We start from the raw sequence: 25,991 nt of genomic DNA on the forward strand, positions 1-25,991 counted from the left end.
AATTGATTTAATAAAGAAGATATGGGGAGTTTCATGGCCGAAACAGGCATGGTCAATTTGGTGACGCTCGGCACGCTGATATTCGGCTATATCCTTGGTTCCATTCCCTTCGGGCTTATCCTGACGCGGCTTGCAGGGCTAGGCGATGTGCGTTCAATCGGTTCCGGCAATATTGGCGCAACCAACGTTTTGCGCACCGGAAACAAGAAACTTGCTGCTGCAACGCTTCTTCTCGATGCGTTTAAAGGCACCGTCGCCGTGCTGATTGCCTCGCGCTTTGGTGAGCATGCTGCGATTGCAGCCGGGTTTGGTGCCTTTGTCGGCCACCTCTTCCCCGTCTGGATCGGCTTCAAAGGTGGCAAGGGTGTCGCGACCTATCTCGGTATCCTGCTTGGACTTGCCTGGCCCGGTGCGCTGGTGTTCATCGCCGCCTGGATCATCACGGCCTTACTGACCCGCTATTCATCGCTTTCAGCTCTTGTTGCGACCCTCATTGTCCCGATTGCACTTTACGTGCGTGGAGATCTTGCGATTGCAGCATTGTTTGCCGTCATGACGGTGATCATCTTCATCAAACATCATGCCAATATTTCGCGACTTCTGAGCGGCACCGAAAGCAAGATCGGCAAAAAGGGATGAAAGAGGGCGCGAATTCGAAGACTGGAATTCGCCTCTCCGACCGCCAGCGGATAAACTGGCTGCGTCTTATCCGAACCGAAAACATCGGTCCTGTCGCCTTTCGCGATCTCATTCTCTTTTGCGGCTCTGCAGCCAACGCAATCGAACGCTTGCCCGATCTCAATATTCGTGGCGGCGGCTCGCGGCCAGTGCGCGTTTCGTCATTGGACGATGCCGAGCGCGAGCTTGAAGCCATTGAGCATATGGGAGCCCGCCTTGTCGGCATGGGCGAGCCGGACTATCCGCAGCAACTGAAAAACTGTGAAGCACCACCACCATTGGTCACCATAAAGGGCGATGCGAATGTGTTTCGCAAACCGCCCGTAGCAATCGTCGGTTCGCGCAATGCCTCAGTCGTTGGCGCACGTTTCACCGAAAAACTTGCGCGCGATCTGGGTGATGCCGGATTCGCCATCGTTTCAGGACTGGCACGCGGCATCGATGCAGCGGCCCATAAGGCCAGCATGGCAAGTGGCACGATTGCAGTTCTGGCTGGCGGTCTCGACCGGCCCTACCCACCTGAAAATCTGCCAATCTATCGCGCAATTCCCGAAAACGGCGGCGCACTGATTACAGAAATGCCGATGGGTGCAGAGCCCCGCGCGCGCGATTTTCCACGACGCAATCGAATTATTGCAGGGCTGTCGTTGGGTCTGATTGTCATTGAAGCGGCTGAACGCTCCGGCTCGCTTATCAGCGCGCGCATGGCTGGCGAAATGGGGCGAACGGTTTTTGCCGTGCCAGGCTCTCCGCTTGATCCGCGCGCTCGCGGTACAAATGCCCTCCTCAAGCAGGGTGCGACACTCGTTACGGGTGCGGACGACGTGATCGAATCTCTGGCACCACTCATGCCGGACGGCAGCACTGTACCCAATCCGATACAGACTGATCTCCTGAACCAGCTTGATGAAGAACCGGCAGTGCTGCAGCCGATCACTACAGACATGGAGCGCGATCTTATGGTCGACGCGCTTGGCCCTGTGCCGATTGATGTGGACGCTTTGGTCAGGCATGTCGGCATCAATGCTGGTTCAGCACAACTGATCTTGCTGGAACTTGATCTTGCCGGGAGGCTGTTACGCTATCCCGGCAATCAGGTGGCTCTCATGCCGCAAGAGGAACATTTTTAAAGTCAGTCATATATATAGCTATGTTGATTGTCTCGCGCTTCCTGCAGTGCCATATCCATCAGATAGACCAGAAGATGACTATCGGTTGTCCTTGCCATTTTGACGAGTTCTTGCAGCATTTCTTCAATATACGCCAATGTCTCACGGTGAGTTGTCTCCCGTTGAACCATTTATGCCCCCACGACGTTTCCGTTTCCATCACGTGAAAATCACCCTTCTGGTTCAAACCCATCGGATATACCCCAATCGAATACTACCACTGGCTTCACAATCTACAATAGCAATCTTAGGTTGTATTTGACGAATTTTGCCATCATGCTCTTGACCAAACGCAAACCGCTGTTCATGTGAAAGGCAACAATTTGAACGCGATGAAAGGGCATTTTGCCTTGGAAGGTCGCGAATCTAGGCTGCTTTAATGAACGTTGTCGTTGTCGAATCGCCTGCCAAGGCCAAAACCATCAACAAATATCTCGGCTCGAACTATAAGGTTCTGGCCACGTTTGGTCACGTACGAGATCTGCCAGCCAAGGATGGCTCCGTCCGTCCGGACGAAGATTTTGCCATGTCCTGGGAGGTGGACAGTAATTCCGCCAAGCGTCTGGCAGATATTGTCAAAGCGCTGAAGGACAGCGACGGACTGTTTCTGGCAACTGACCCTGATCGCGAAGGGGAAGCCATTTCGTGGCATGTGCTGGAAGTTCTCAACCAGAAAAAGGCTCTCAAGGGCAAAACGGTAAAGCGTGTTGCCTTCAACGCGATCACCAAGAAGGCCGTTCTTGATGCTATCGCCAACCCTCGTGACATCGACGAGCCTCTGGTTGACGCCTATCTGGCTCGCCGTGCTCTCGATTATCTGGTCGGTTTTACCTTGTCGCCGGTTCTGTGGCGCAAGTTGCCGGGTGCCCGTTCTGCTGGACGCGTGCAGTCGGTGGCCCTTCGTCTGGTCTGTGATCGCGAGTCCGAGATCGAGCGCTTCATCCGCGAAGAATACTGGAACATTGCCGCGCTTCTGAAAACGCCACGCAATGATAACTTCACGGCACGTCTCACAGCTGTCGATGGCAAGCGTCTTGGCAAGCTCGACATCAAGAATGAAGAGCAGGCAAGCGCAATCCGAACCATGCTTGAAGGCGCAAGCTTCAAGGCAGTCTCCGTTGAAGCTAAGCCAACCAAGCGCAATCCGGGCCCTCCGTTCACGACCTCGACTTTGCAGCAGGCAGCATCCGGTCAGCTCGGCTTTTCAGCATCCCGCACCATGCAGGTGGCGCAGCGCCTTTATGAAGGCGTGGACATTGGCGGCGAAACCACCGGTCTCATCACCTATATGCGTACCGACGGCGTGCAAATGGCTCCGGAAGCGATCACTGCTGCCCGCGACGCGATTGGCAAAAGCTTTGGCCCGAACTACGTGCCTGAAAAGCCACGTTACTATGCCAGCAAGGCCAAGAACGCGCAGGAAGCGCACGAAGCAATTCGCCCAACCGACTTTATGCGCCACCCGAAAGAAGTGCGCCGTTATCTCGACGAAGATCAGGCACGCCTTTACGAACTGATCTGGAAGCGCGCTATCGCAAGTCAGATGCAGGCAGCCGACATCGAACGCACGACAGCAGACATCGAAGCCTTGAACGGCTCGAAGTCGGCAATGCTGCGTGCCAACGGCTCCGTCACAAAATTCGACGGCTTCCTCGCCGCCTATATGGATCATCGCGAAGAAGAAGATGAGGACGAAGACAGCGCAAAGCTGCCTGAAATCCGCTCCGGCGAAACGATTGCACGTGAAAAGATCGATGCGACGCAGCATTCGACCGAACCACCACCGCGCTATTCTGAAGCTTCTCTCATCAAGAAGATGGAAGAGCTCGGTATTGGTCGTCCTTCGACCTATGCTGCAACGCTCGCAACCCTTCGCGACCGTGAATATATCACCATCGACAAGCGCAAGCTTATGCCGGAACCGAAGGGCCGTCTGGTTATTTCGTTCCTCGAAAGCTTCTTCAAACGCTATGTTGAATATGATTTCACAGCGGACCTCGAAGAAAAGCTCGATCTGATTTCCGATGGCAAGCTGTCATGGAAAGACGTGCTGCGCGACTTCTGGCGTGATTTCTCCGGCTCTGTCGATGACATCAAGGAACTGCGTGTTACCAATGTCCTCGATGCGCTCAACGAAGAACTGGCAACGCTTGCCTTCCCGGATCGCGGTGATGGCAGCGATCCACGCACCTGCCCGACTTGCGGAACCGGTCAGCTTTCGCTGAAGCTCGGCAAGTATGGCGCATTTGTCGGCTGCTCCAATTATCCGGAGTGCAAGTTCACCCGTCAGCTCGGCGGTGAAGGCAATGGCGATGCAGCGGCTTCTGATGAGCCGAAGTCACTCGGCAAAGATCCATTCACCGGCGAAGAGATCACGGCACGCACCGGACGCTTCGGACCTTATATCCAGCGTGGTGAGGGCAAAGAAGCCAAACGTGCCAGCCTGCCGAAAGGCTGGTCGGTCGATACACTTGATCATGAAAAGGCGATGGCCCTTCTGTCATTGCCGCGTGATGTCGGACAACACCCCGAAACAGGCAAAATGATTTCAGCCGGCATTGGGCGCTATGGTCCTTATGTCAGCCATGATGGCACTTTCGCAAACCTTGAAAACGCAGACGAAGTTTTCTCGGTCGGTCTCAACCGTGCGGTTGCCGTACTAGCCGACAAACAGTCCAAGGGTGCGGGTCGTGGACGTTCCACACCTGCAGCGCTTGCCACGCTTGGCGATCATCCTGATGGCGGCTCAATCACCGTCCGTGATGGCCGCTATGGTCCGTATGTCAATTGGGGCAAGGTCAACGCTACACTGCCAAAGGGCAAAGACCCGGCAAGTGTAACACTTGAAGAAGCCTTGGTGCTGATTGCGGCCAAGGCCGGAAGCACCAAAACAAAAAAGGCTCCTGCACGCAAATCTGCCGCTAAGACCGCAGATGGCGAAAAGAAAGCCGCACCGAAAAAAGCTGCCGCCAAGAAGCCGGCTGCGAAGAAAAAAGCCCCTTCCAAAGCAAAGGCGAAGGCGGCAGAGGAGTAAGAATTGGCGCGTCGTTTCCCCAAACCCGATACCGGACGGTCCGCAAGGACCGAGCGGCGTGCTAACAAGGCAAAATCCGAGGCTGCTCAGTCCGGAAACCCAGCCTCCTATTTGCCGACGCGTGAAGAAGTCCTCAAGTTCATTGAGGAAAATCCTGATCGCGCTGGCAAGCGTGAACTGGCCAAGGCATTCAACATCAAGGGCGACGCACGCGTCTATCTGAAAGACCTGTTGCGTGAACTCGCCGATGAAGGGCTCGTTCAAAAGCGCGATCGCAAATTGTCGCGCCCTGGTTCGCTGCCCCCAATCACCACTTTGAACGTCACGGGACGCGACAATGATGGTGGCCTTGTGGCTCGCCCAACGGACTGGGACGAAGTGGAATACGGTCAGGCACCTGTGGTGCTGATCCGCCGTACGCGTCTCAATAAAGCCTCCGATGGCCCCACTGTGGGTGTCGGCGACCGCGTATTGGCAAAGATTTTCCGCAGCAAGGAAAATGACGGTCCGGAATATTCAGCGCGCGTCATCAAGGTAATCGACCACAGCAGCAATGCAGTGCTCGGCGTGTTGCGCAAGTTGAGCAACGGCGAATGGCGGTTGGAGCCGGTTAACCGTAAGCAGCCGGAAGTGCAGCTGGACCCGCAATCTCTACAGGATGCTAAAAGCGGCGATCTGGTCGAAGTCGAGCTTACATCGTCACGCCGCTACGGCCTGCCAGCAGGCAAGGTGCGTCAGGTGGTCGGTTCCATAGACAGTGAAAAAGCGCTGTCGATGATTGCGATCCATGAACATGAAATCCCGCATATTTTCCCGGATGATGTGATCCGCGAAGCGGAAAGCGCCAAGCCTGCAACGTTGGACGGTAGGGAAGACTGGCGTAAGGTTCCACTCGTCACCATCGATCCGGCAGATGCCAAGGATCATGACGACGCGGTCTATGCAGAGCCCGATACGGACCCGGATAATCCCGGCGGACATATCGTTGTCGTCGCTATTGCCGATGTTGCAGCCTATGTGCGCCCTGATTCCGCACTCGATCGTGAAGCACTGAAACGCGGCAATTCGGTCTACTTCCCCGACCGGGTTGTACCGATGCTGCCAGAACGCATTTCCAACGATCTCTGCTCGCTGCGTGAATTAGAAGATCGCCCGGCACTTGCAGTGCGTATGGTGTTCGATGCCAACGGTCACAAGAAGTCGCACAAGTTCCACCGCATTCTGATGCGTTCGGCCGCAAAACTGGCCTATCCGCAGGCACAGGCAGCGATTGACGGTGCGACTGACGATAAGACCGCACCTATACTCGATACCATTCTCAAGCCGCTGTGGAACGCCTATGCAGCACTGAAGCGTGGTCGCGATGCCCGTGAACCGCTCGAGCTGGACCTTCCAGAAAAGAAAATTCTGCTGGCACCCGATGGCAAGGTCGACAAGGTCATCGTGCCGGAACGGCTTGATGCGCATAAGCTCATCGAAGAGTTCATGATTCAGGCCAATGTGGCCGCGGCTGAAGTGCTTGAAGCACGTCGCCAGCCGCTGATCTTCCGTATTCACGATGCGCCTGCACTCGCAAAGCAGGAAAGCCTGCGTGAGTTTCTCCGCACGCTTGATATGAACCTCGCAAAGGGTGCTGAACTCAGACCGGGCCAGTTCAATCGTATTCTCGAAGCTGTTGAAGGTACTGATCATCAGGAACTGGTCAATCAGGTTGTGCTGCGCACACAAAGTCAGGCGATCTACAGCCCTGACAATATCGGCCATTTTGGTTTGAATTTGCACAAATACGCGCATTTCACATCGCCAATTCGCCGTTATGCCGATCTGATCGTCCATCGCGCCCTGATCAAGGCTCTTGGACTGGGTAACGATGGGCTGACCACAATAGAAGAATCGCAACTCGACGAAACTGCCGCGTTGATTTCTTCAACTGAACGACGCGCGATGCTTGCCGAACGAGAAACGGTTGATCGTCTGATTGCGCACTTCCTCGCCGCCCATCTTGGTGACGATTATGAAGCCCGTGTTACAGGCGTTACCAGAGCCGGTCTTTTCGTGTCTCTTGCGACATATGGCGCAGACGGACTTGTGCCCATTTCAACTTTGGGTGATGAATACTATCTATATGACGAAGCGAACCATGCGATCGCCGGAGAAAGAAGCGGAAAAGGCTTCCGCTTGGGCGATACTGTCACGGTAAGGCTTGTTGAAGCGCTCCCCGTTGCGGGCGCGCTTCGTTTTGAGATGGTTTCAGAACCGCATTCCCTGCCGATGTCGACACGTTCGCATCATAAGGCAAGTAGGGGAATGCGCGGGCGCAAAGGAAAGCCAGCAGGCTTCTCCAGCTCCCCCAAAACAGGGTCGAAGAAAGCAGGCCCTAAGAGAAAAGGTCGCAGATGAGCACGTTAGAGGCCAATTCCACCAATAGTCATGTTCAGGTTTTCGGCGGCGAAAGCCATAAAACCGCACGTCCCAGCCGCCCTCTCGGCCAAGCTCTCTGGCGCGGATTCAAATGCCGCTGCCCGCATTGTGGCGAGGGAAAGCTGTTTCGCGCCTTCGTAAAGCCAGTCGATCATTGCTCTGTCTGTGGTGAAGATTATACGGAGCAGCGCGCTGATGATCTTCCAGCTTACCTGACAATTCTGATCGTCGGCCACATCGTGGTTGGCGCATTCATGGGCGTGGAAGCCACAACCAACCTGTCATTATGGGCTCATATGGCGATATGGGGTCCGATGATTGTGATCATGTCCCTGCTCTTGCTACAGCCTATCAAGGGCGCGACCATCGGCCTGCAATGGGCATTGTTCATGCACGGTTTCGGTGGACAGGGTGAAGGCGATTACGGCGACGTCACTTAACAGGCGATTCTGCCGTGACCTCCCCCGTCCGTTCCAATCAGTCATCAACTCAATCGGCGCTGCGTCCACACGATGCAGCGTCGTTGTTGTTGATTGACCGGACAGGCCCCACGCCGCGCATTTTGATGGGCAAACGTCATTCTAGTCTGGTTTTCATGCCGGGCAAATTTGTCTTCCCCGGTGGACGGGCAGACGCAGTGGATGGCGCAATAGCGGCGGCAACAGAACTCAGTTCCAACGACACGCAAAAACTCATGACAGGCATGGGAGCACGTGCTTCACTGCGCCGAGCACGTGCGCTTGGGCTTTGCGCTATCCGGGAAACTTTCGAGGAAACCGGACTGCGGATTGCGCGCACGTCCTTTGACAAGCAATCCTCTGATCAACCCTCTTCTGCCAAACGATTGTCATCTGGCAACATAATAATGCCTGATAACAAGGATTGGTGTGCATTCCTTGAACATGGTGCGTTGCCAGCGCTTGGTGATCTACGCTATTTCGCTCGGGCGGTAACGCCACCCGGCAATGTCCGTCGGTTTGATGCGCGTTTTTTTATCGTTTTTCGTGACAGCTTGCCGGAACTTGAAACAGCAAAACTTGTTCCAAGTGGGGAACTCGAAGATTTGGATTGGGTGGCTATCGATGAAGTTGATAAACTCGACGTCGCCCGTATTACTCAGGCCATTCTAAAGGAAGCGCGAATGCTGCTCACAGAAACCCGGCTCGACCTGCCTGCCACCTTGCCTGTGGCACAATACAGCAAGCGGCATGGCCGCTTTGTCCGTGAAGTGATCTGAACTTATGAACAAAGAAATCCACCCCGCCGATCTTGCCTCCCGGGAACCGGAAGGCGGGCCGAATGAGGGCCAGATGCATTGGCGTTCGCTTGCTGCAGCAATTGCCACGATCAGCGCCATGGGCGCTGCAATTGGCTTGGGCATACCCCTCCTGAGCGTACTTCTTGAAGCACGCGGTCACTCCGCAAGCCTGATCGGCGCTAATACGGCTGTCGCAGGACTTGCGTCGATTGTCGCCGCACCACTCGCAGCACCTATTGCAGCCAGGCTTGGCGTCGCACGCGCCATTGTGCTGATGCTCATCATCGGTAGCGTCGCCTTCCTCGGCTTCCACTTCCTGCAGCCGCTTTGGGCATGGTTTGCGCTGCGAATCGTGCTGCATTTTGCGCTGACAGTACTGTTCGTCCTGTCTGAGTACTGGATCAACGCCTCGGCCCCACCCGAAAAACGCGGGCTTGTGCTCGGTATCTATGCGACATCACTTTCGCTGGGTTTCGCTCTCGGGCCGTGGCTGTTCTCGAAAATAGGCAGTGCGGGAGGCATGCCCTTCTATGTGGGCTTTGCAATTATACTGGTCGCTATTGTGCCGGTGCTGCTCGCCTGGCGCGACAGCCCGGACTTTGAAGAAGGAGACCATGTTCCCTTCCTGCCGTTCATCTTTGCCGTTCCGACAGCAACCATGGCGGTCTTCGTATTCGGTGCCGTTGAAACAGGCGGTTTCGCGCTCTTCCCGGTTTTTGGCGCACGAGTCGGATATGACGAAGGGGATGCAGCACTGCTGCTGACAATGATCGGTCTTGGCAATGTGCTGATGCAGATCCCGCTCGGCATCATAAGCGACCGTATTTCAGACCGGCGCAAGTTGCTTCTGTTCTGTGCTGTGACAGGCCTCATCGGCATGATCGCCCTGCCGTATCTTATGCAGAGCTGGTACCTGATGGCTGCTGTCCTGTTTTTGTGGGGTGGTGTTGTGGCCGGACTTTACACAGTCGGCCTCGCACATCTTGGCTCAGAGCTGACTGGGCGTGAACTGGCGTCCGCCAATGCCGCCTTTGTTTTCTGCTATGCAATCGGCATGCTCGCTGGACCTCAAGCGGTCGGTGTGGGCATGGATGCGATGGGTCCAAAGGGTTTCCCGCTCACTCTTGGCATCTTTTTTGCAGCTTTTGCACTCTTTGCTGCGATAAGACTTGTTCAAAGGAAGAAGCGGGGTTGACTTTTCGCCCTCAATCCGTAGTGTCGCGCCGAATTTCCGCTTCTAGCCAATTGGCGAGACTCGCAGCGGTTTAATCATGAAAGAGCAGGTATTTCGATATGGCCAAGGCTACGACCATCAAGATCAAGCTTTTGTCGACCGCTGACACCGGCTTCTTCTACGTAACGAAGAAGAACAGCCGCACGATGACGGAAAAGATGACAAAGACAAAGTACGACCCGATTGCGCGCAAGCACGTCGACTTCAAGGAAACGAAGATCAAGTAATTTTCGTTTCCGCCGCCAGACATCACTGGCAGGAATCAAAAAGCCGTCTCTTACGAGACGGCTTTTTTCGTTTGCACACGGGATGCGCTTTAACATTTTTTGACGCGCATCTTGCCCGAAAACCGCTTTGCACTTTTCGGGATGGGTTTTTATCCGTCGCGCATCTTGTCCGAAAACCGCTTCGCACTTTTCGGGATGCGTTTTTTATCCGTCGCGCATCTTGTCCGAAAACCGCTTCGCACTTTTCGGGATGCGCTCTAAGCAGCAGACAGAACAATCCTGTTGCGGCCGTTTTTCTTGGCTTCATATAATGCGGCATCAGTCCGTGAGAAAAGCGCCTCGGCAGTGTCACCGCCCATAAGGCGCAGCGATGCAATGCCGATACTGATCGTCATATTTATAGTGTATTTGCCACCGGCCAGCAGGAAAGGTTTCTCCGCAACGGCTTCGCGAATGCGTTCAGCCACTGCGGCGGCTGCCATAATATCGGTATCGGGCAAGACGATTGCGAATTCCTCCCCACCGTAGCGGCACATGACATCCATGCCACGAATCTTCTTGCGCAGCCGCACTGCGAACTCCCGCAGCACATCATCGCCGCCATCATGGCCATATTGGTCGTTCACACGCTTGAAATGGTCAAAGTCGATCATAACGACTGATAAAGGCCGCTCCCGCCCCGTAGCGCGCGAAAGCAGCACCGGCATGTGTGTATCAAGGTATCGACGGTTATGCAGCCCTGTGAGGCTGTCTGTCACCGCCATGGTGATTGTGCGGTGCAGGCTTTGACGCAAAAGATCGTTGTAGCACTTTCGCTTGATCTGCGTACGCAGCCGCGCATAAAGCTCAAGCTTCTCCAAAGGTCGCATCACATAGTCATTTACGCCCAGCTCAAGAGCACGGACCACCAGCGAACCTTCATCCTCGTTCACGATCAGGATGATCGGCACAAGCCTTGTACGCTCGATTGTACGCATCTGCGAGCAGAGCCGTAGCGGATCGTAATAGGTAAAATCGGCTGAAATGACGATACTGTCGTAGTCACTCTCAATCGCCTTGATCAGCGCGCCATTGGCATCATGCGCAACATCGACAAAATAATCTTCACCCAAAATCATGCGAAGGCGAGCGGCAGCCAGTTCGTTCTCATCTACAACGAGAATGCGTGCGGCATCCTCGCCGCCCCCAAAACGACCGGAGAGCTTAGTGACAAGCAGCGCTTCCACTTCCGTGTCGGCAACTGTTCCGGTGCGCTGGAACAATTCGTCGGAAACCATCTTGAGCCGGGCAAGGCTCTTGACGCGGGAAAGCAGCTGAAGATCTTTGACTGGCTTCGACATGAAGTCATCTGCGCCTGCTTCAAGTCCCTTGATTTTGTCTTCTGCGCCATCCAGCGCTGTCAGGATCACAACAGGAATATTGGTAGTGCGCGGGTCATCTTTTAAGCGGCGGCAAACTTCAAAGCCATCCATTTCGGGCAGCAAGACATCGAGTATGACCACATCAATCTGACCACCGAGGCAAATTTCGATGGCTTCTGCGCCGTTACTGGCGGTCACAACCTCGTAGTACTCGCGCAAGAGCAGAGCTTCCAGCAGCTTTACGTGTGATTCCGCATCGTCAACGACGAGAATTCTTGCCGTCATGATTGCCTAGCCCCCCAGATCCTCACGCCGTAAACTTCCCCGCCTTGGAAGTGATCAGGCGTCACCCAGATAAGATTTTATGGTCTCGATAAAACGCGGAACCGAAATCGGTTTGGAAATATAGGCCTCACAGCCTCCCTGACGAATACGTTCCTCATCGCCTTTCATGGCAAAGGCCGTCACTGCAATCACCGGTATGTGGCGCAGTTCTTCATCATCCTTGAGCCATTTCGTCACTTCCAGCCCGGAAACTTCAGGAAGCTGAATATCCATCAAGATAAGATCAGGGCGATGCTCGCGGGCAAGATCAAGCGCCTCAAGACCGCTTCGGGTCCTGATGGTTTCATATCCGCTGGCTTCGATAAGATCGCGAAACAACTTCATATTGAGTTCGTTGTCCTCGACGATCATCACACTTTTGGTCATCGAATATTCCCTGGCCTTATTCTTTCCTGTTCAAAGACAGGTTTGTCTGCCCATCACACCGATATCGTTCCTATATAGTCTAAGCGCATTTCATTGACGAATGGCAAATATTCACCAAATCTCACGTTGTCGCGCAGCTATTGTAAGATATATCCCAGAAGAACAGGAATCGGCGTTTCGGGGCCTGAAATGCCAAAACAATGATCGAAAGTGAAGAAGCAGATGAAAAGCCTCATGAGCCAAACGGATGCAGAAAACCTTGCAGTCGAAGCACTTGTATGGCTGGCTCAGGACAAGGATCTGATGCCGCGTTTTCTCGCACTCACGGGCATAGAAGTTTCGTCAATTCGGTCTGCTGCTCAGGAACCGGGTTTTCTGGCGGGCGTTCTGCAGTTTTATCTCGGTCACGAACCGACCCTGCTACGCTTTTGCGAAGAGACTGGGCGCGATCCTGCGACCATTGAAAAGGCAGCCTCACTGTTGCCCGGCGGCTTAAATCATCATCTTTAAAGCACGTCGCCTTTTATCATGCCCAGACGACGCTTTAGAGCGCGTTTCGATCTGATTATTTGTTTTAACGCGCATCTTTGTCCGAAAACCGTTTCACACTTTTCGGGATGCGCTCTAAGTCTTTGTTTTTACGCATATCGTTAACGGAAAACCGGTCCCCACTTTTCCGCGACATGCTTTAGAACGGCACAGCGAATGCTGAACCAGCTCAACAGTTCTCCAATATAAAAAGCGCCCTTACGAGGCGCTTTTTTACGTCACTAAAATTTACTCTGCGCTTGCAGCTTCTGCAGCCGACACGCTCAAAACGCTCAGCTCATGTGCTTTGCCGTCGCGCGCAATCCAAGACATGGACTGACCTGGCGTCAGACCGATAAGTGCCGTGCCGATTGGCGTCAGAATAGAAATCTTGCCCTGAGCAATATCCGCCTCGCCCGGATAAACCAGCGTGACCTTGCGCTCGTGCCCGTCATTGGAGCGAAATTCGACTGTCGAGCCCATATGTACGACATCCACCGGCAGTTTCTTCTGCGGCACCACCTTGGCGCGGTCGAGTTCCTGCAACAATTCCTCGGCCACTTCCTCCAGCTTTTCGGAGACGTTCCCGGCCAGAATTGTCAGGCGTTCGTGGTCGATGTCGCTGACGACGATCTTGGGCTTCTTGCGATTCTTTACGCTCATGACGATAGCTCACTGCTGTCTAATGATAATTGTTCCCCGTAACGATTCCGGTCCGGAGTAACTGATTGAATTTTGGAAGAAAGCGCTTTTAGTAATTCCGCTTGAAGGCAAGCGGCAAACCGTCCCCCGGAATCCTCTGCGCTGAGCAGGACTCGAGGGTTGCTATCCCGTGATCGGTTGAACCCGATGGAGTATGGAAGCAAAACGGTTGTTCATGATGCTAAACTTGGTGATATCCTTGCCAATGTCAAGTGCACTGCTGACAGGACATGAGAGTGGCGGTGGCATTGCCAGGCTTTAGTGCTATAAAACGATGTTCCTTTTATGTTCATGAAATCGCACGCAGCCATGGTCGATCAGTTCGCAGAAAATAGTTCAGAGCAAGGTTTCTGCCGCGATTGCTTGTCGCTGCAAAAGCTCGAGTCTGCGCGACGCTGTCGTGCCTGTGGCAGTCCACGTCTGGTTCGCCATAAAGAACTTTACAAATTGTCGCTCGCCCATGTCGATTGCGATGCTTTTTATGCCTCAGTTGAAAAGCGAGACAATCCGGAGCTTCGCGACAAGCCGCTTATCATTGGCGGCGGCACGCGTGGCGTGGTTTCGACCGCTTGTTATATTGCGCGCATTCATGGTGTGCGGTCTGCCATGCCAATGTTCAAAGCACTGGAGGCCTGTCCCGAAGCGGTTGTGGTTAAGCCAAATATGGAGAAATACGTTCGCGTCGGGCGTGAAGTCCGACAGCTGATGCTCGACCTTACCCCACTTGTCGAACCCATTTCCATTGATGAGGCATTTCTCGATCTGGGGGGAACTGAGCGGCTGCATCGTGCACCGGCGGCGATTGTGCTGGCGCGTTTTGCCAAACGTGTCGAAGAAGAAATTGGCATCACCATTTCGGTCGGTCTGTCCTATTGTAAATATCTGGCGAAGGTCGCGTCTGATCTTGAGAAGCCGCGCGGCTTCTCGGTCATCGGCGAAGCCGAAGCGCTCGATTTTCTGCGTAACAAGCCGGTCAGCATGATCTGGGGTGTCGGAAAATCCTTCAACGCCAAGCTTGAAAGCGACGGCATTCGCACAATCGGGCAACTTCAGACCATGGATGAAGGTTCGCTCATGAAAGCCTATGGCACCATGGGTCAGCGGCTATTCAGGCTTTCACGTGGACAAGATAGCCGCAAAGTTGAGCCCGAACACGATATGAAAAGTGTTTCGGCCGAAACAACATTCAACAAGGACCTCTCGCAAGCGAGCGATCTGGTGCCGGTGCTGCGCGCCTTGTCTGAGAAGGTTTCGCAGCGTCTGAAGGCTGGCGACATTGCCGGACGGACGGTCGTGCTCAAGCTTAAAACACAAGATTTCAAATTGCGGACGCGCAATCGTCAGCTTGCAGATCCTACTCAGCTTGCAGATCGTATTTTCCGTACGGGCCTTCAGCTTCTGGAAAAAGAACTGGATGGAACCAAGTTCCGGCTGCTTGGCATCGGGGTTGGTGAACTCTCGCCGGACGACCGCGCCGACCCGCCGGATCTCGTTGACACACAGGCTACAAAGCGTGCGGTCGCAGAAGGCGCTATCGATCGCTTGCGCAACAAGTTTGGTCGCAACGCAGTCGAAACCGGCTACACATTCTCAAAAGGCAATCTCGCACGCCCGCAAACGCCCGCCGACCGTGACCCGGACGAATGACACTGCCCTCGACAACCCGCAACAAAGCCTGGGAGAAAAATAAATCAATCACGGCTAACCGCTTGACGAAGCGTGTCTGGATCAATATTGGAACTGCTCAAGAGAGCGCTGACTGATTTGACAGACCTCTTACGGATGGCCTCATGGCGGAGTGGTTACGCAGAGGACTGCAAATCCTTGCACCCCGGTTCGATTCCGGGTGAGGCCTCCAACATTTTCCCCAACGAAAACAATATGTTAAGATGCATCGCAGGCTTATGTCAGCCTGATTACATGTTGCATCTTGTCACAAATAGATTCCCTGCAATTACAACTGGTTACAAAAAACCCCGGCGAATCCATGCAACATGGAATGCCGATTAATGCCTTTAGGAATCACCCCTTTTTATCCTGCGCCGACACAGCAAGAACCTGATCAAGACGTGTGTTTGTTCCGCTTGAAACCTCGCGCGTCTCGTCCGGCAATTCTCTTACACTATCTCGCAATTGCTTTCCTTAATGCACTGGTGTCCAGACTGAGTGTATCGCGATACGATCTTATAGGGATGCCACTACAGCAACAGCCGCCAGCGGCAAGACATCGAAAGGCTTCCCGGCAGATTTGTTAAAGTCGGCATTTTTGCTTTGTTTGGACGGATGCAGGCGCTGAACAAGTTGAGATTGTTGATTACCATTAATATCAGCCAAGACAATCCAAGGAGGGTGATCATGGCGAATATTCAACTACCCCCGGTCCATCCCGGCGAAATCCTTCGTGAGGAGTACCTTATTCCGCTTGGCATGATTGCTGGAGCGCTTGCCAAGGAATGAAACGTCCCTCGCACTCGTATTGAGCGCTTGCTAAAGAACAGACTTCCTTGACACCAGACACTGCTTTGCGCCTTGCCAAGTTCCTCCGTACAACACCAGAATTCTGGATAAACATGCAGGCAAGCTATGACCTTAAGACGGAAGCCGCAGCCATTAAGGATGAACTTGCGGAAATACATGAGCTTGAAGCTGCTCGATGCCCCCCCGCTTCGGCGGGGTTTTTATTTGCCTCGACACACTCCTCCGACTTACTGCAGAGTAGGATGGGGTATCGTCATCATCGGCCTTGACTCGACATCCCCATATCGGAACATCATTGCCTCTAACGTCTGCGCGGTCGAAAGGCATATCATGCGCATTATTATCATTCTCGGCTGCCTAATCGTTGGAACGGTTCTTGGTATTTATCTGTTTGGAGTTATCTGGCGCGCCAGTTCTCAGGAAGGATCAATGGCAATGATCGTTGGAGGAGGAACACCGGTTGTCCTTGCCGCACTGGCGTTTCTCAATACAAGAGGAGCGGATGGTCAGCTGCCAAGCCTCGGAAACGTGCGGACATGGCTCACCCTTTTGGGAATAGCAGCACTTGCAGCGGGGCTCTTCGTGATTTTGATCATCGCTCTGTTCCTGCTGGTTCAGCGCGGCTAGAGACCGAATTTTGCCCCGTGCGGTCAGTGTGTGTCATGTTGACACGAATAGTTTTGGTGCGGCCTTCCAAGAAAACACCCTCTGGCATCTGTTGCGCGGAAGGGCTTTGCACGGTTTCGTTTGCCGATACCGAAATTTGGGTCGTCTGCTGAGATGCGAACCGGATCCAGTGTGTTACGCTGGCAATCGGTCCTGTCCATACCTACCTTGTCCATATTAGGTTAGTATTCATCACTGGCCTATAAGGGAGGCGTATGAGAAACCTGATATTACTTGGAATTGCTGCACTCGCATTGAATCCGGCCGTCGCGCTTGCTGCCACGGATGCGGAAATAGTGACCGAAATGGCAACCAAGTGCTGGATACTCCCCGAAGGCGTTGATTACCAAAGGGCTTCAGCCACATTCGAAGTCACTTACAACTCAGACGGTGAGTTATCGCGTGTTGTAACAGTAGACTATCAGCCTGTACGCAAGGCCGGTGAAGTATTTGCTATCAGCGCCCAACAGGCATTGATGGAATGTGCAAACAAGACCTCTGTTAAATCGAGAACCATACGCGTTGTCATGAGGTTTACAGCCCCTCAATCAAACGGGCCGTTGATAATGAAAAGGCCTCTTCGTTAAACTTCTCCACTGAAGTCCCAGCCTCGACGCTTACAAGCCGTGAGTTACGCATCAAAGCCAGAAGCCGCCGGTTACGTTTGGTTGCCTCGGTGACCGGGCTTATTTCCCAATTTTATCCCTCTTCCCCCGCAAGTTTCGTAATCTTGCCGGGCGGCGTCAGAGGCTCAGGAACCGGAACGCCTGTGTGCAGCTGTTCAAGGCCAGAATAGAGATCGCCCTGCACCTGAGCTGTCAGTCGTTCGGCATCGCGCATGCGAATATCGCGTAGCGTGTCCTCTGCCAGGCTTTCATCCAAGCCAAGCTCGCAAAGCGCTTCCTTTCCGAAAAGAAGTGCGGATTCAAACGTTTCGCGTAACTCGAAATCCACGCCCGCTTTCAACAACTCAATGGAATGCGTGCGATCAAAGGAACGCACCATGATCTTGGCCGCCGGAAAATGAGATTTGACCAGATCCACGATCCGGTTGGCCGTCTTCCGGTCATCCACGCATATCATGACGACTTCAGCCTCGTCGGCGCCCGAATGATGCAGGATATCGAGACGCGATCCATCGCCATAAAATATCTTGAATCCGAACCGCCCAGCTTCGCGAATACGGTTGGGATCAGCCTCTATAATCGAAACATCCGATCTCTGGGCAAGGAGCAATTGCGCCGCAATTTGTCCGAAGCGCCCGAAGCCGATCATCAATACCCGGCCTTTGAGATTGTGCGCGGATTCAACGCCTTCGAGAGACGGCGCTTCCTCGCGCAGAAGCCGGGAACCCAGAAGCAGCACAAACGGTGTAACGGCCATCGACAAAATGATGACGGTTGAAAACAACGCGTTGTCGCGTGCTGAAAGCAGCCCGTTACCGAATGCCGACGTGTAGAGCACGAAGGCGAATTCGCCGCCCTGCGCAAAAAGCAGTGTCCGTTCGAGCGCCGAACGATGGTTGGAGCCGAAAATTCGGGCGACGGCATAGATGCCGATTGCCTTGGTAATCACATAGGCAATGAGGAAGATGAGGACTGTGGACCAGTCCGAAGCAACCACGCCAAGATCGAGCGACATGCCGACAGCCAGAAAGAACAGCCCCATCAGGAGTCCCTTGAATGGCTCGATGTCGCTTTCGATCTGGTGCCTGTAACTTGAACCGGACAGCATGACCCCGGCCAGGAAAGCGCCCATCGCCATGGAAAGGCCACTTGCTTCCATCAGCAGAGCCGCCCCGAGCACGACAATCAGGGCGCCAGCCGTCAGGACTTCGCGCGCTCTCGCACGCGCCAGCAAGGAGAAGAAGGGATCAAGCAGCCAGCGCCCGACAGCAATCAGCAGCAAAATAGCGCCAATGGCCGTTGCAATGCCCAGGATTCCACCGGATTCATGCTGGGAAGGTGAAAGAAAAGCAACGAGCGCCAGCAGCGGCACGATCATCAGGTCTTCAAGCAGGAGGATGGATACGGCCTTCTGGCCATCGGACGTGGCGATTTCCCCTCGCTCCTGCAGTATCGACATGATGACGGCTGTGGACGACAGCACGAAACCGGCCCCCGCGATCAAGGCCGTTATCGGAGATAGGCCCAGAAGAACCCCCGTCCCCGTCAGAAGGACGATACAGCCGAGAACCTGTGCAAGACCGAGACCGAATATCTGCTGCCGCATCGTCCAGAGCTTGCCGGGGCGCATTTCAAGTCCGATAACGAACAGGAACATCACCACGCCAAGCTCGGAAAAATGCAGGATCGTAGCGGGATCTGTGAAGAACCCGAAAACCGAAGGCCCCACCAGAGCACCGGCAGCGAAATATCCCAGCACCGAACCGAGACCCAGTTTCCGAAACAGCGGCACCGCCACAACACCGGCGGCGAGCAGAACCACTGCGGGCCCAAGTGTCTGTCCAAGTCCTTCAGTCGCCATAGAGTCTCCGTGTCGGGATCTGTTTATTCCGCCTTACTAATATAACAAGTCAATAAAAACTGAACAATTAATCCATTTCCGTCAACCGGTTTTGAACTCCATCCATGCTGTCAAGGCCAAGCTAATTAGCAATTATATTACAAGCAGTTAGACAGAAAAGCCTATTGCGGATCGGTAAGCTGCGACTTGGCAACTGTCTTGACCACCCAGTCGGCAAAGACGCGAAGGCGGTTGCTGAGATGCCGGTTGGGTGGATAAACCAGATAAATCGGCATCGGCTCGATCTGCCATTCCTGCAGGACAGGGCGCAACGTGCCGTTTTCGATGTCGTCCCTCACCATGAACAAAGGTGCCTGCACCACGCCCAATCCAGCGCGCGCGGCGGCGAGATAGGTGGTCGATTCGTTCGCTGCCACGACGTAGCGCCCATTGACTTCGATTTCCTCCGTTCCTTTTTTGAAACGGAACGGCATCTGCTGGCCAGTTGTGGGGCGGAAATAGCCGACCACCGTGCAGTTCCTGCTCAGATCGGATGGATGGAGCGGCGTGGAACAACGGTCGAGATATTCGGCGGAAGCACAGGCGATGAAATGCATGTCGCCGATGCGCCGCGCAATCAGCGACTGATCGGCCAGCTCGCCAATGCGGATGGCGCAATCGACGTTCTCCGCCACATAATCGACAGGCCGGTCCGATACGCCGAGATCGATCTGGATATCCGGATAACGCTGGTGAAACTCGATCAGCGCCGGAATGATGATCAGATTGGCGACCGCGCTCGCCATTTCAACGCGCAGACGCCCCTTGGGCAAGGTCTGAGCACTCGACAGGCTGCCGTCAAGTTCCGCGAGATCGGCCAGTAATCGTGCTGCGCGCTCATAGTAAAGTGCGCCGTCCGGTGTTACGAGAACACGGCGGGTCGTACGATTGAGGAGTTTTGTACGAAGATGGGCTTCCAATCCCTGAATGAGATTACTGATCGTGGCTTTAGGCACATTGAGAGACGCGGAGGCGCGCGTAAAATTCCCGGTTTCAACGACCCGGAGAAACGCGCGCATGGCCGAGAGTTGATCCATTTTCAATAGCCATCATTGTTCGAGATTATGGATAGTGTAACCAATTTAAGGTGACTATTCCAGACAGTAGACAATGATACTATCTCAACATGGCAGTTTGCCGCTAGTGGTTTGATTCCGACATTTGCTCTTAAGTGCTACGACTGTCGATAAATGCCGGAAACAGACCACTAGTCACGAAAGCAAGAAAGATGTGCGAGAAATTTACGGTTGGAACAATGCAGGCTGGTGATACCGACTGCACGGCGCGCATTTATCGCGGTGCCAAGTTGCTTTCACCGCCGCCAGTGGTTTTACACCTGCATGGGGGAGCGTTCTCGAATAGCTGTCTTGGTGCCTGCGAACGCGTTGCAGAAACACTTGCCGAGGCAGGTGCGGTAGTCGTGTCGCCGGAATATTCATCGGCCTGTCTCAATCCGTTCCCGGCGGCGCTTGAGGTGGCTTATTCAATTATGACTTCGATGCGCGCACGTTGCCCGGAGTTTGCGCACAAGAAGTCGATGCTGTTCGTCGCCGGTGAAGAGGCGGGTGGCAACATTGCTGCCGGTTTGGCGCTCATGGCGCGAGATCAAAATCTGGCAGAGCTCAAGGGTCAGATATTGCTTTCGCCTATGCTCGACCCCTGCCTCGCTACAGCGTCTTTCCGCAAATATTGTCCGGAAAGTGCGGTTCAGTCGATGGCGGATGGCTGGCAGAATTATCTTGGAGAGTGTGCAGGGTTTACGCACCCTTATGCTGCTCCCGCACTTTGTACGCGTCTGGCGGGGCTGGTGCCAACTCTGCTTGTGTCCAGTGCCCAGTGCCCGATGCGCGATGAAACGCAGGCCTATGCCGAGCGTCTCCGTCAGGCGGGCGTGAAGGTACAATCGCATGTCCTGCCCGGAAAAGCCGGCTGGATAGCCGAAAACAAGGTGGCGGGCACCGACTGGTCGCCACAGGAACATAAACTTATCGACCTGTTTTCCGATTTCTTCCGGCAGGCAGGAGCAAAGTCAATCGCAGCATAAAGCATGTCTCCCAAAAGTGGGAACCGGTTTTGGGATAAAGACATGCTTGAAATAACCAGTTTTAAAGTCCTCCCAAGCTTTGATCTGGTGCTCACATTGAAGCCGGCCCCCATCGGTTAGAGCGAAGCTCTAACCTCCTTTATTGAAAGCATAATCTGACCGATCCTCGTTCCCCTCCGGTCGGATTATGCTCCAGGAGATACACAATGACATCGATCACAGCCCGCCGGGCCCTATGGGGCGCCGGCCTGAGCATCCTATTGTCTGCAGCTGGCGGCGGCGCCATTCTCTTCGGCGCGCCTCACCTCAAGGCCGATGCTGCAACCGATATTTCCGCTCCACCGCCTGCCGTGCCGGTATCGGTCGCCAAGGCAGAATCGCGACGCATCGTGAGCTGGGAAGAATTTTCCGGTCGTCTGGAAGCCATTGACCGGGTGGAAATTCGCCCACGCGTCGGCGGCGCCATCCTGAAAGCCCATTTCCGCGAAGGCGCTCTGGTGAAACAGGGCGATCTGCTCGTCACCATCGATCCAGAGCCCTACGCGGCAGCGGTCGAAAAGGCAAAAGCGCAGGTTTCAGCCGAAGAGGCCCGCGTCGCGCTGGCCAAGACCGAACTGGAACGTGGGCGCCAGCTCGTGACCACCCGTACGATCGCCCAAAGCGGCCTCGACCAGCGCTCCAGCGCCTATGACGAGACGCAGGCAACCTTACGTTCCGCCAAGGCTGCCCTGCGTTCAGCCGAGCTCGATCTTCAATATACCGAAGTGCGCGCACCGATTTCCGGTCGCGTCGGGCGGCTGGAAGTCACGGCGGGCAATCTCGTTGCGGCAAGTTCCGCCTCGCCGGTTCTGACCACACTTGTTTCGGTCGATCCGATCTATGCAAGCTTCAGCGCCAATGAGGAAGTCGTCACCAAGGCGCTTGCCAAGCTTGCAGCCTCGCCGGGCGGAAGCGCCATCGAGCGCATTCCTGTCCAGATCGGCACTGCTTCCGATGAAGGCACCCCGATTTCCGGCCATATCCAGCTCATCAACAATGAAGTCGATGCCACAACCGGCACAATTCGGGTTCGTGCGGCAATCGACAATCCGGACGGAAGGCTCATTCCGGGCCAGTTTGTCCGCATTCGTTTCGGCGAGCCGGAACCGGATGAAAAACTGGTGGTGAGCGACCGGGCGATTTCTTCCGATCAGGATAAGAAGTTTGTTTTCGTGGTCGGCACGGATAACAAGGTTGAATACCGGCAGGTGGTTCTCGGTCGCAACTATGACGGCTTGCGTATTGTCGAAAGCGGGTTGAAGCCCGGCGAGAATATCGTCGTAAACGGCCTGCAGCGCATTCGTCCGGGCGTGGTCGTCGCACCGCAACCCGTCACCGAAACGCTTGCAAAAAATTGATCGCAGCAGTGCGCGCCTGAAGCGCGCATAAACGCAAACGCTCAGCCTAAGCAACCCGCGAGAACACTTGTTCCCGCGGGCCGGGAGAGTCTTTGCCTTCCCGCTTACGGCATCGGCCCAAAAATCGGAACCGATTTTTGGAAAGCACGATGCCTAGGCCCAACAGTTAGAGCGTCCTTTGTGCGTCCGGACGGACGCACGGCGCTCTAAGGGGGATAAACAGATGAACTTTTCACGCTTTTTCGTCGACCGCCCGGTCTTCGCTGGCGTTCTGTCGGTCCTGATCTTCGTTGCCGGTCTGATCGGCATGACAGGTTTGCCGATCTCGGAATATCCGGAAGTCGTGCCGCCACAGATTGTGGTTCGCGCACAATATCCGGGCGCCAACCCAGCCGTTATTTCCGAAACCGTCGCCACGCCGCTTGAAGAACAGATCAACGGCGTCGAAGGCATGCTTTATATGCAGAGCCAGGCGACCGCCGACGGCGTCATGACGCTGACCGTCACATTTGCGCTCGGCACCGATCCCGATCAGGCCCAGCAGCTGGTGCAGAACCGTATTTCGCAGGCCGAACCGCGCCTGCCGGAAGAAGTGCGTACCCTTGGCGTCACAACCGCCAAAAGCTCGCCCGACCTGACGCTGGTCGTTCACCTTATCTCGCCCGATGGGCGATATGACGTGAACTATCTGCGCAACTACGCCGTTCTGAAAGTCAAGGACCGTATCGCCCGTATTCCGGGTGTCGGTCAGGTGCAGATATTCGGCGGCGGCGATTATTCGATGCGCGTCTGGATTGACCCGCAGAAAGCAGCCGAACGCGGACTTTCTGCAAGTGACATCGCCACTGCCATCCGCCAGCAGAACGTTCAGGCTGCGGCCGGTGTCATCGGCGCATCACCGTCCGTTTCGGGCCTCGACCTTCAGCTATCCGTCAATGCGCAAGGCCGTCTCCAGTCACCGGAAGAATTTGCCAACATCGTCGTGAAATCGGGCAGCGAAGGTGAAATCACCCGGCTGGGCGACGTTGCCCGTGTCGAAATGGGCGCCGCCGATTATTCCCTGCGCTCGCTGCTCGACAACAAGTCGGCTGTCGGCATGGGTGTATTTCAGGCACCCGGCTCCAATGCGCTTGAAATTTCCGAAAACGTCCATGCCGCCATGGCTGACCTGAAGAAAACCATGCCGGAAGGTGTGGATTTCGACATCGTCTATGACACGACGGCGTTTGTGAAAGCCTCTATCGAGTCTGTCATTCACACCCTGCTCGAAGCCATTGTTCTCGTGGTGATCGTCGTCATCATGTTCCTGCAGACATGGCGCGCCTCCATCATTCCACTGGTTGCCGTTCCCGTCTCCATCGTCGGCACGTTTGCCGTCATGTATGTATTCGGCTTCTCCATCAATGCACTCAGCCTCTTCGGCCTCGTGCTTGCCATCGGCATCGTGGTCGATGACGCCATCGTAGTGGTGGAAAATGTCGAGCGTAACATCGAACAGGGCCTGTCGCCGGTCGAGGCAACCTATCGCGCCATGCAGGAAGTGTCCGGGCCGATCATCGCCATCGCACTGGTGCTGGTTGCGGTCTTCGTGCCGCTTGCCTTCATCACCGGCCTGACCGGTCAGTTCTACCGCCAGTTCGCTCTCACCATCGCGATCTCGACGGTGATTTCCGCCTTCAACTCGCTGACGCTTTCACCTGCTCTTGCAGCTCTGCTGCTACGCGGCCACGATGCGCCGAAGGATCGGCTGACCCGCATCATGGACAGGCTGTTCGGCTGGTTCTTCCGTGGCTTCAACCGTTTCTTTGGTGCAAGTTCAAACGCCTATGGACGCGGCGTTGGCAGCATTCTCTCGCGCAAGTCGCTGGTGATGGGCCTCTATGTCGTGCTGCTCGGCGTCACCTTCGTGCTGTTCCGCGCAGTGCCCGGCGGCTTCGTTCCGGCGCAGGACAAGCAATATCTGATCGGCTTCGCGCAATTGCCGGATGCGGCAACGCTCGACCGTTCGGAAGATGTGATCCGCCGCATGAGCGACATTGCCCTCAAGCATCCGGGCGTGGCCAATGCCATCGCCTTCCCCGGCCTGTCGATCAATGGTTTCACCAACTCGTCGAACTCCGGCATCGTTTTCGTGACGCTGAAGCCGTTCGAAGAACGTAAAACCCCGGAACTTTCGGCCAATGCAATCACGGGAGAACTGAACCAGCAGTTCGGCGCCATTCAGGATGCTTTCATCGCCATGTTCCCGCCGCCGCCCGTTCAGGGTCTCGGCACAACAGGCGGTTTCAAGCTCCAGCTTGAGGATCGCAACGGGCTTGGCTTCAAGGCGCTGGACGATGCGACCAAGGCGTTTCTCGCCAAGGCCTATCAGACACCCGAGCTGGCCGGTCTCTATTCGAGCTACCAGATCAACGTGCCCCAGCTTTATGCCGATCTCGACCGCACGAAGGCACGGCAGCTGGGCGTGGCGGTGACTGACGTGTTCGAAACCCTGCAGATTTATCTGGGTTCGCTCTATGTCAACGACTTCAATGCCTTTGGACGCACCTACAGCGTGCGCATTCAGGCCGATGCGAATTATCGCAGCCACGCCGAGGACATCGGCAAGCTGAAGGTTCGTTCGCAGTCGGGCGAGATGATCCCGCTGTCGGCTCTTCTGAAAGTCGAGCAAACTGTAGGTGCGGAACGCGCCATCCGTTATAACGGCTTCCTTTCCGCCGATATCAACGGCAACCCGGCTCCCGGCTTCTCGTCCGGCCAGGCACAGGCTGCCATCGAACGGATCGCGGAAGAAACCCTGCCTCCGGGCATCGCCTACGAGTGGACCGATCTGACCTACCAGCAGATTCTTGCCGGTAATTCAGGTTTCCTCGTCTTCCCGCTGGCGCTGCTGCTCGTCTATCTGGTGCTGGCTGCGCAATATGAAAGCCTTGCCCTGCCGTTATCGATTATCATGATCGTGCCGATGGGGATCATGGCCGCGCTCACCGGTGTCTGGCTGACAGGAGGTGACAACAACGTCTTCACCCAGATCGGCTTGATAGTCCTTGTGGGGCTATCGGCGAAGAACGCGATCCTGATCGTGGAATTCGCCCGCGAGCTGGAGCTGTCCGGACGAAGCGTCGTGCAGGCGGCGGTCGAGGCAAGCCGGTTGCGTCTGCGCCCGATCCTGATGACCTCGATGGCCTTCATCATGGGCGTGGTGCCTCTGGTGACATCGACAGGTGCGGGTGCGGAAATGCGCTCAGCCATGGGCATCGCGGTCTTTGCAGGCATGATCGGCGTGACGGCCTTCGGCATCTTCATGACGCCGGTGTTCTATGTGCTGATCCGCAAGCTCTCCGGCGAACGCCCGTTGAAACATGCAGGCGCCAAGATCGAAGCCCCGCATCTGGCGCCGGGGGAATAACCCCGGCGTCATTCCTTATGTTTCTAATGAGCGTCTGAATCAAAAAGCGGCAGGCCGAGGCGAAAATGGTAATTTTCGAGTACCGGAGCGCAGCGTACTTAAAGGTACGTGAGCACCGGAACGGAGGCAAATTGCCATTTGCAGACCG

General features: G+C 55.1%; 21 protein-coding genes, 1 tRNA gene and 1 pseudogene. 17 read left to right on the plus strand and 6 right to left on the minus strand.

Annotated features, from left to right (window positions below; genetic code table 11):
- The first annotated feature begins 33 nt into the window (after positions 1 to 33).
- From plsY to rpmG, 8 genes are all read left to right on the plus strand, one after another.
- The gene (gene plsY, locus C9380_RS16325) at positions 34 to 639 is read left to right on the plus strand and encodes a glycerol-3-phosphate 1-O-acyltransferase PlsY (protein ID WP_128094048.1); all 606 of its coding nucleotides are present in this window, start codon (positions 34 to 36) and stop codon (positions 637 to 639) included.
- Positions 636 to 1,808 (plus strand): DNA-processing protein DprA, encoded by a 1,173-nt coding sequence (gene dprA, locus C9380_RS16330; RefSeq protein ID WP_128094049.1) that lies wholly within the window; start codon positions 636 to 638, stop codon positions 1,806 to 1,808. Before plsY ends, dprA begins: the two co-directional genes overlap by 4 nt.
- A 418-nt stretch (positions 1,809 to 2,226) precedes the next feature.
- Complete coding sequence (topA, locus tag C9380_RS16335) at positions 2,227 to 4,881, plus strand: type I DNA topoisomerase (RefSeq protein WP_128094050.1); 2,655 nt, start codon at positions 2,227 to 2,229, stop codon at positions 4,879 to 4,881.
- Between the two features lie 3 nt (positions 4,882 to 4,884).
- Positions 4,885 to 7,281 carry a ribonuclease R gene (rnr, locus tag C9380_RS16340; protein ID WP_100557224.1) on the plus strand — a complete coding sequence of 799 codons (2,397 nt, stop codon included), beginning with the start codon at positions 4,885 to 4,887 and terminating at the stop codon, positions 7,279 to 7,281.
- Positions 7,278 to 7,742 (plus strand): DUF983 domain-containing protein, encoded by a 465-nt coding sequence (locus C9380_RS16345; protein ID WP_024900229.1) that lies wholly within the window; start codon positions 7,278 to 7,280, stop codon positions 7,740 to 7,742. The genes rnr and C9380_RS16345 overlap by 4 nt, the downstream gene beginning before the upstream one ends.
- Before the next feature lie 155 nt (positions 7,743 to 7,897).
- Entirely contained in the window at positions 7,898 to 8,539 is a 642-nt protein-coding gene (locus C9380_RS16350) for an NUDIX hydrolase (protein ID WP_245872377.1), read from the plus strand.
- A 73-nt stretch (positions 8,540 to 8,612) separates the two neighbouring features.
- A complete protein-coding gene (locus tag C9380_RS16355; protein WP_024900227.1) occupies positions 8,613 to 9,755 on the plus strand; it encodes an MFS transporter in 1,143 nt (380 codons plus the stop codon).
- Between the two features lie 98 nt (positions 9,756 to 9,853).
- Entirely contained in the window at positions 9,854 to 10,021 is a 168-nt protein-coding gene (gene rpmG, locus C9380_RS16360; RefSeq protein ID WP_007878621.1) for a 50S ribosomal protein L33, read from the plus strand.
- Positions 10,022 to 10,278: 257 nt separating this feature from the next.
- On the opposite strand, the gene C9380_RS16365 is transcribed toward rpmG, so the two are convergent.
- Positions 10,279 to 11,667 (minus strand): PleD family two-component system response regulator, encoded by a 1,389-nt coding sequence (locus tag C9380_RS16365; protein WP_128094052.1) that lies wholly within the window; start codon positions 11,665 to 11,667, stop codon positions 10,279 to 10,281.
- A 54-nt stretch (positions 11,668 to 11,721) separates the two neighbouring features.
- Entirely contained in the window at positions 11,722 to 12,093 is a 372-nt protein-coding gene (locus C9380_RS16370) for a response regulator (RefSeq protein ID WP_024900225.1), read from the minus strand.
- Between the two features lie 222 nt (positions 12,094 to 12,315).
- Here C9380_RS16370 and C9380_RS16375 point away from each other — a divergent pair, with 222 nt between their 5' ends.
- Positions 12,316 to 12,603: a DUF3572 domain-containing protein gene (locus tag C9380_RS16375; RefSeq protein WP_024900224.1), complete on the plus strand. Its 288-nt coding sequence runs from the start codon at positions 12,316 to 12,318 to the stop codon at positions 12,601 to 12,603.
- 267 nt (positions 12,604 to 12,870) lie between these two features.
- Here C9380_RS16375 and rnk read toward each other — a convergent pair whose 3' ends face one another.
- Positions 12,871 to 13,284, minus strand: a complete 414-nt coding sequence (gene rnk, locus C9380_RS16380) for a nucleoside diphosphate kinase regulator (protein WP_036568655.1) — start codon at positions 13,282 to 13,284, stop codon at positions 12,871 to 12,873.
- Between the two features lie 348 nt (positions 13,285 to 13,632).
- Here rnk and C9380_RS16385 point away from each other — a divergent pair, with 348 nt between their 5' ends.
- Both C9380_RS16385 and C9380_RS16390 read left to right on the plus strand, forming a co-directional pair.
- Positions 13,633 to 14,970, plus strand: a complete 1,338-nt coding sequence (locus C9380_RS16385; RefSeq protein WP_100557227.1) for a DNA polymerase IV — start codon at positions 13,633 to 13,635, stop codon at positions 14,968 to 14,970.
- Between the two features lie 137 nt (positions 14,971 to 15,107).
- Positions 15,108 to 15,181, plus strand: a tRNA-Cys gene (locus tag C9380_RS16390).
- A gap of 326 nt (positions 15,182 to 15,507) precedes the next feature.
- Here C9380_RS16390 and C9380_RS26915 read toward each other — a convergent pair.
- Entirely contained in the window at positions 15,508 to 15,657 is a 150-nt protein-coding gene (locus tag C9380_RS26915) for a hypothetical protein (RefSeq protein WP_162693535.1), read from the minus strand.
- 21 nt (positions 15,658 to 15,678) lie between these two features.
- Here C9380_RS26915 and C9380_RS16395 point away from each other — a divergent pair.
- The 3 genes and pseudogenes from C9380_RS16395 to C9380_RS16405 all read left to right on the plus strand — a co-directional run.
- Positions 15,679 to 15,974, plus strand: a pseudogene (locus C9380_RS16395) (HigA family addiction module antitoxin); the annotation flags it as partial.
- 157 nt (positions 15,975 to 16,131) lie between these two features.
- Positions 16,132 to 16,428, plus strand: coding sequence for a hypothetical protein (locus C9380_RS16400; protein ID WP_111786354.1), 297 nt, complete (start codon positions 16,132 to 16,134; stop codon positions 16,426 to 16,428).
- Between the two features lie 254 nt (positions 16,429 to 16,682).
- Entirely contained in the window at positions 16,683 to 17,054 is a 372-nt protein-coding gene (locus C9380_RS16405; RefSeq protein WP_024900219.1) for a hypothetical protein, read from the plus strand.
- Between the two features lie 112 nt (positions 17,055 to 17,166).
- On the opposite strand, the gene C9380_RS16410 is transcribed toward C9380_RS16405, so the two are convergent.
- Positions 17,167 to 18,954 carry a monovalent cation:proton antiporter-2 (CPA2) family protein gene (locus C9380_RS16410; protein WP_128094053.1) on the minus strand — a complete coding sequence of 596 codons (1,788 nt, stop codon included), beginning with the start codon at positions 18,952 to 18,954 and terminating at the stop codon, positions 17,167 to 17,169.
- 161 nt (positions 18,955 to 19,115) lie between these two features.
- A complete protein-coding gene (locus tag C9380_RS16415; RefSeq protein ID WP_024900217.1) occupies positions 19,116 to 20,030 on the minus strand; it encodes a LysR family transcriptional regulator in 915 nt (304 codons plus the stop codon).
- A 191-nt stretch (positions 20,031 to 20,221) separates the two neighbouring features.
- On the opposite strand from C9380_RS16415, the gene C9380_RS16420 reads away from it, so the two are divergent.
- From C9380_RS16420 to C9380_RS16430, 3 genes are all read left to right on the plus strand, one after another.
- Positions 20,222 to 21,037 (plus strand): alpha/beta hydrolase, encoded by an 816-nt coding sequence (locus C9380_RS16420; RefSeq protein ID WP_164844676.1) that lies wholly within the window; start codon positions 20,222 to 20,224, stop codon positions 21,035 to 21,037.
- A gap of 206 nt (positions 21,038 to 21,243) precedes the next feature.
- A complete protein-coding gene (locus C9380_RS16425) occupies positions 21,244 to 22,434 on the plus strand; it encodes an efflux RND transporter periplasmic adaptor subunit (protein WP_128094054.1) in 1,191 nt (396 codons plus the stop codon).
- 223 nt (positions 22,435 to 22,657) lie between these two features.
- On the plus strand, positions 22,658 to 25,843 hold the full coding sequence (locus C9380_RS16430; protein ID WP_128094055.1) for an efflux RND transporter permease subunit: 3,186 nt from the start codon (positions 22,658 to 22,660) through the stop codon (positions 25,841 to 25,843).
- Positions 25,844 to 25,991 lie beyond the last annotated feature (148 nt).

Source organism: Brucella pituitosa (genome assembly GCF_003049685.1).
Classification (GTDB): Bacteria; Pseudomonadota; Alphaproteobacteria; order Rhizobiales; family Rhizobiaceae; genus Brucella; species Brucella pituitosa.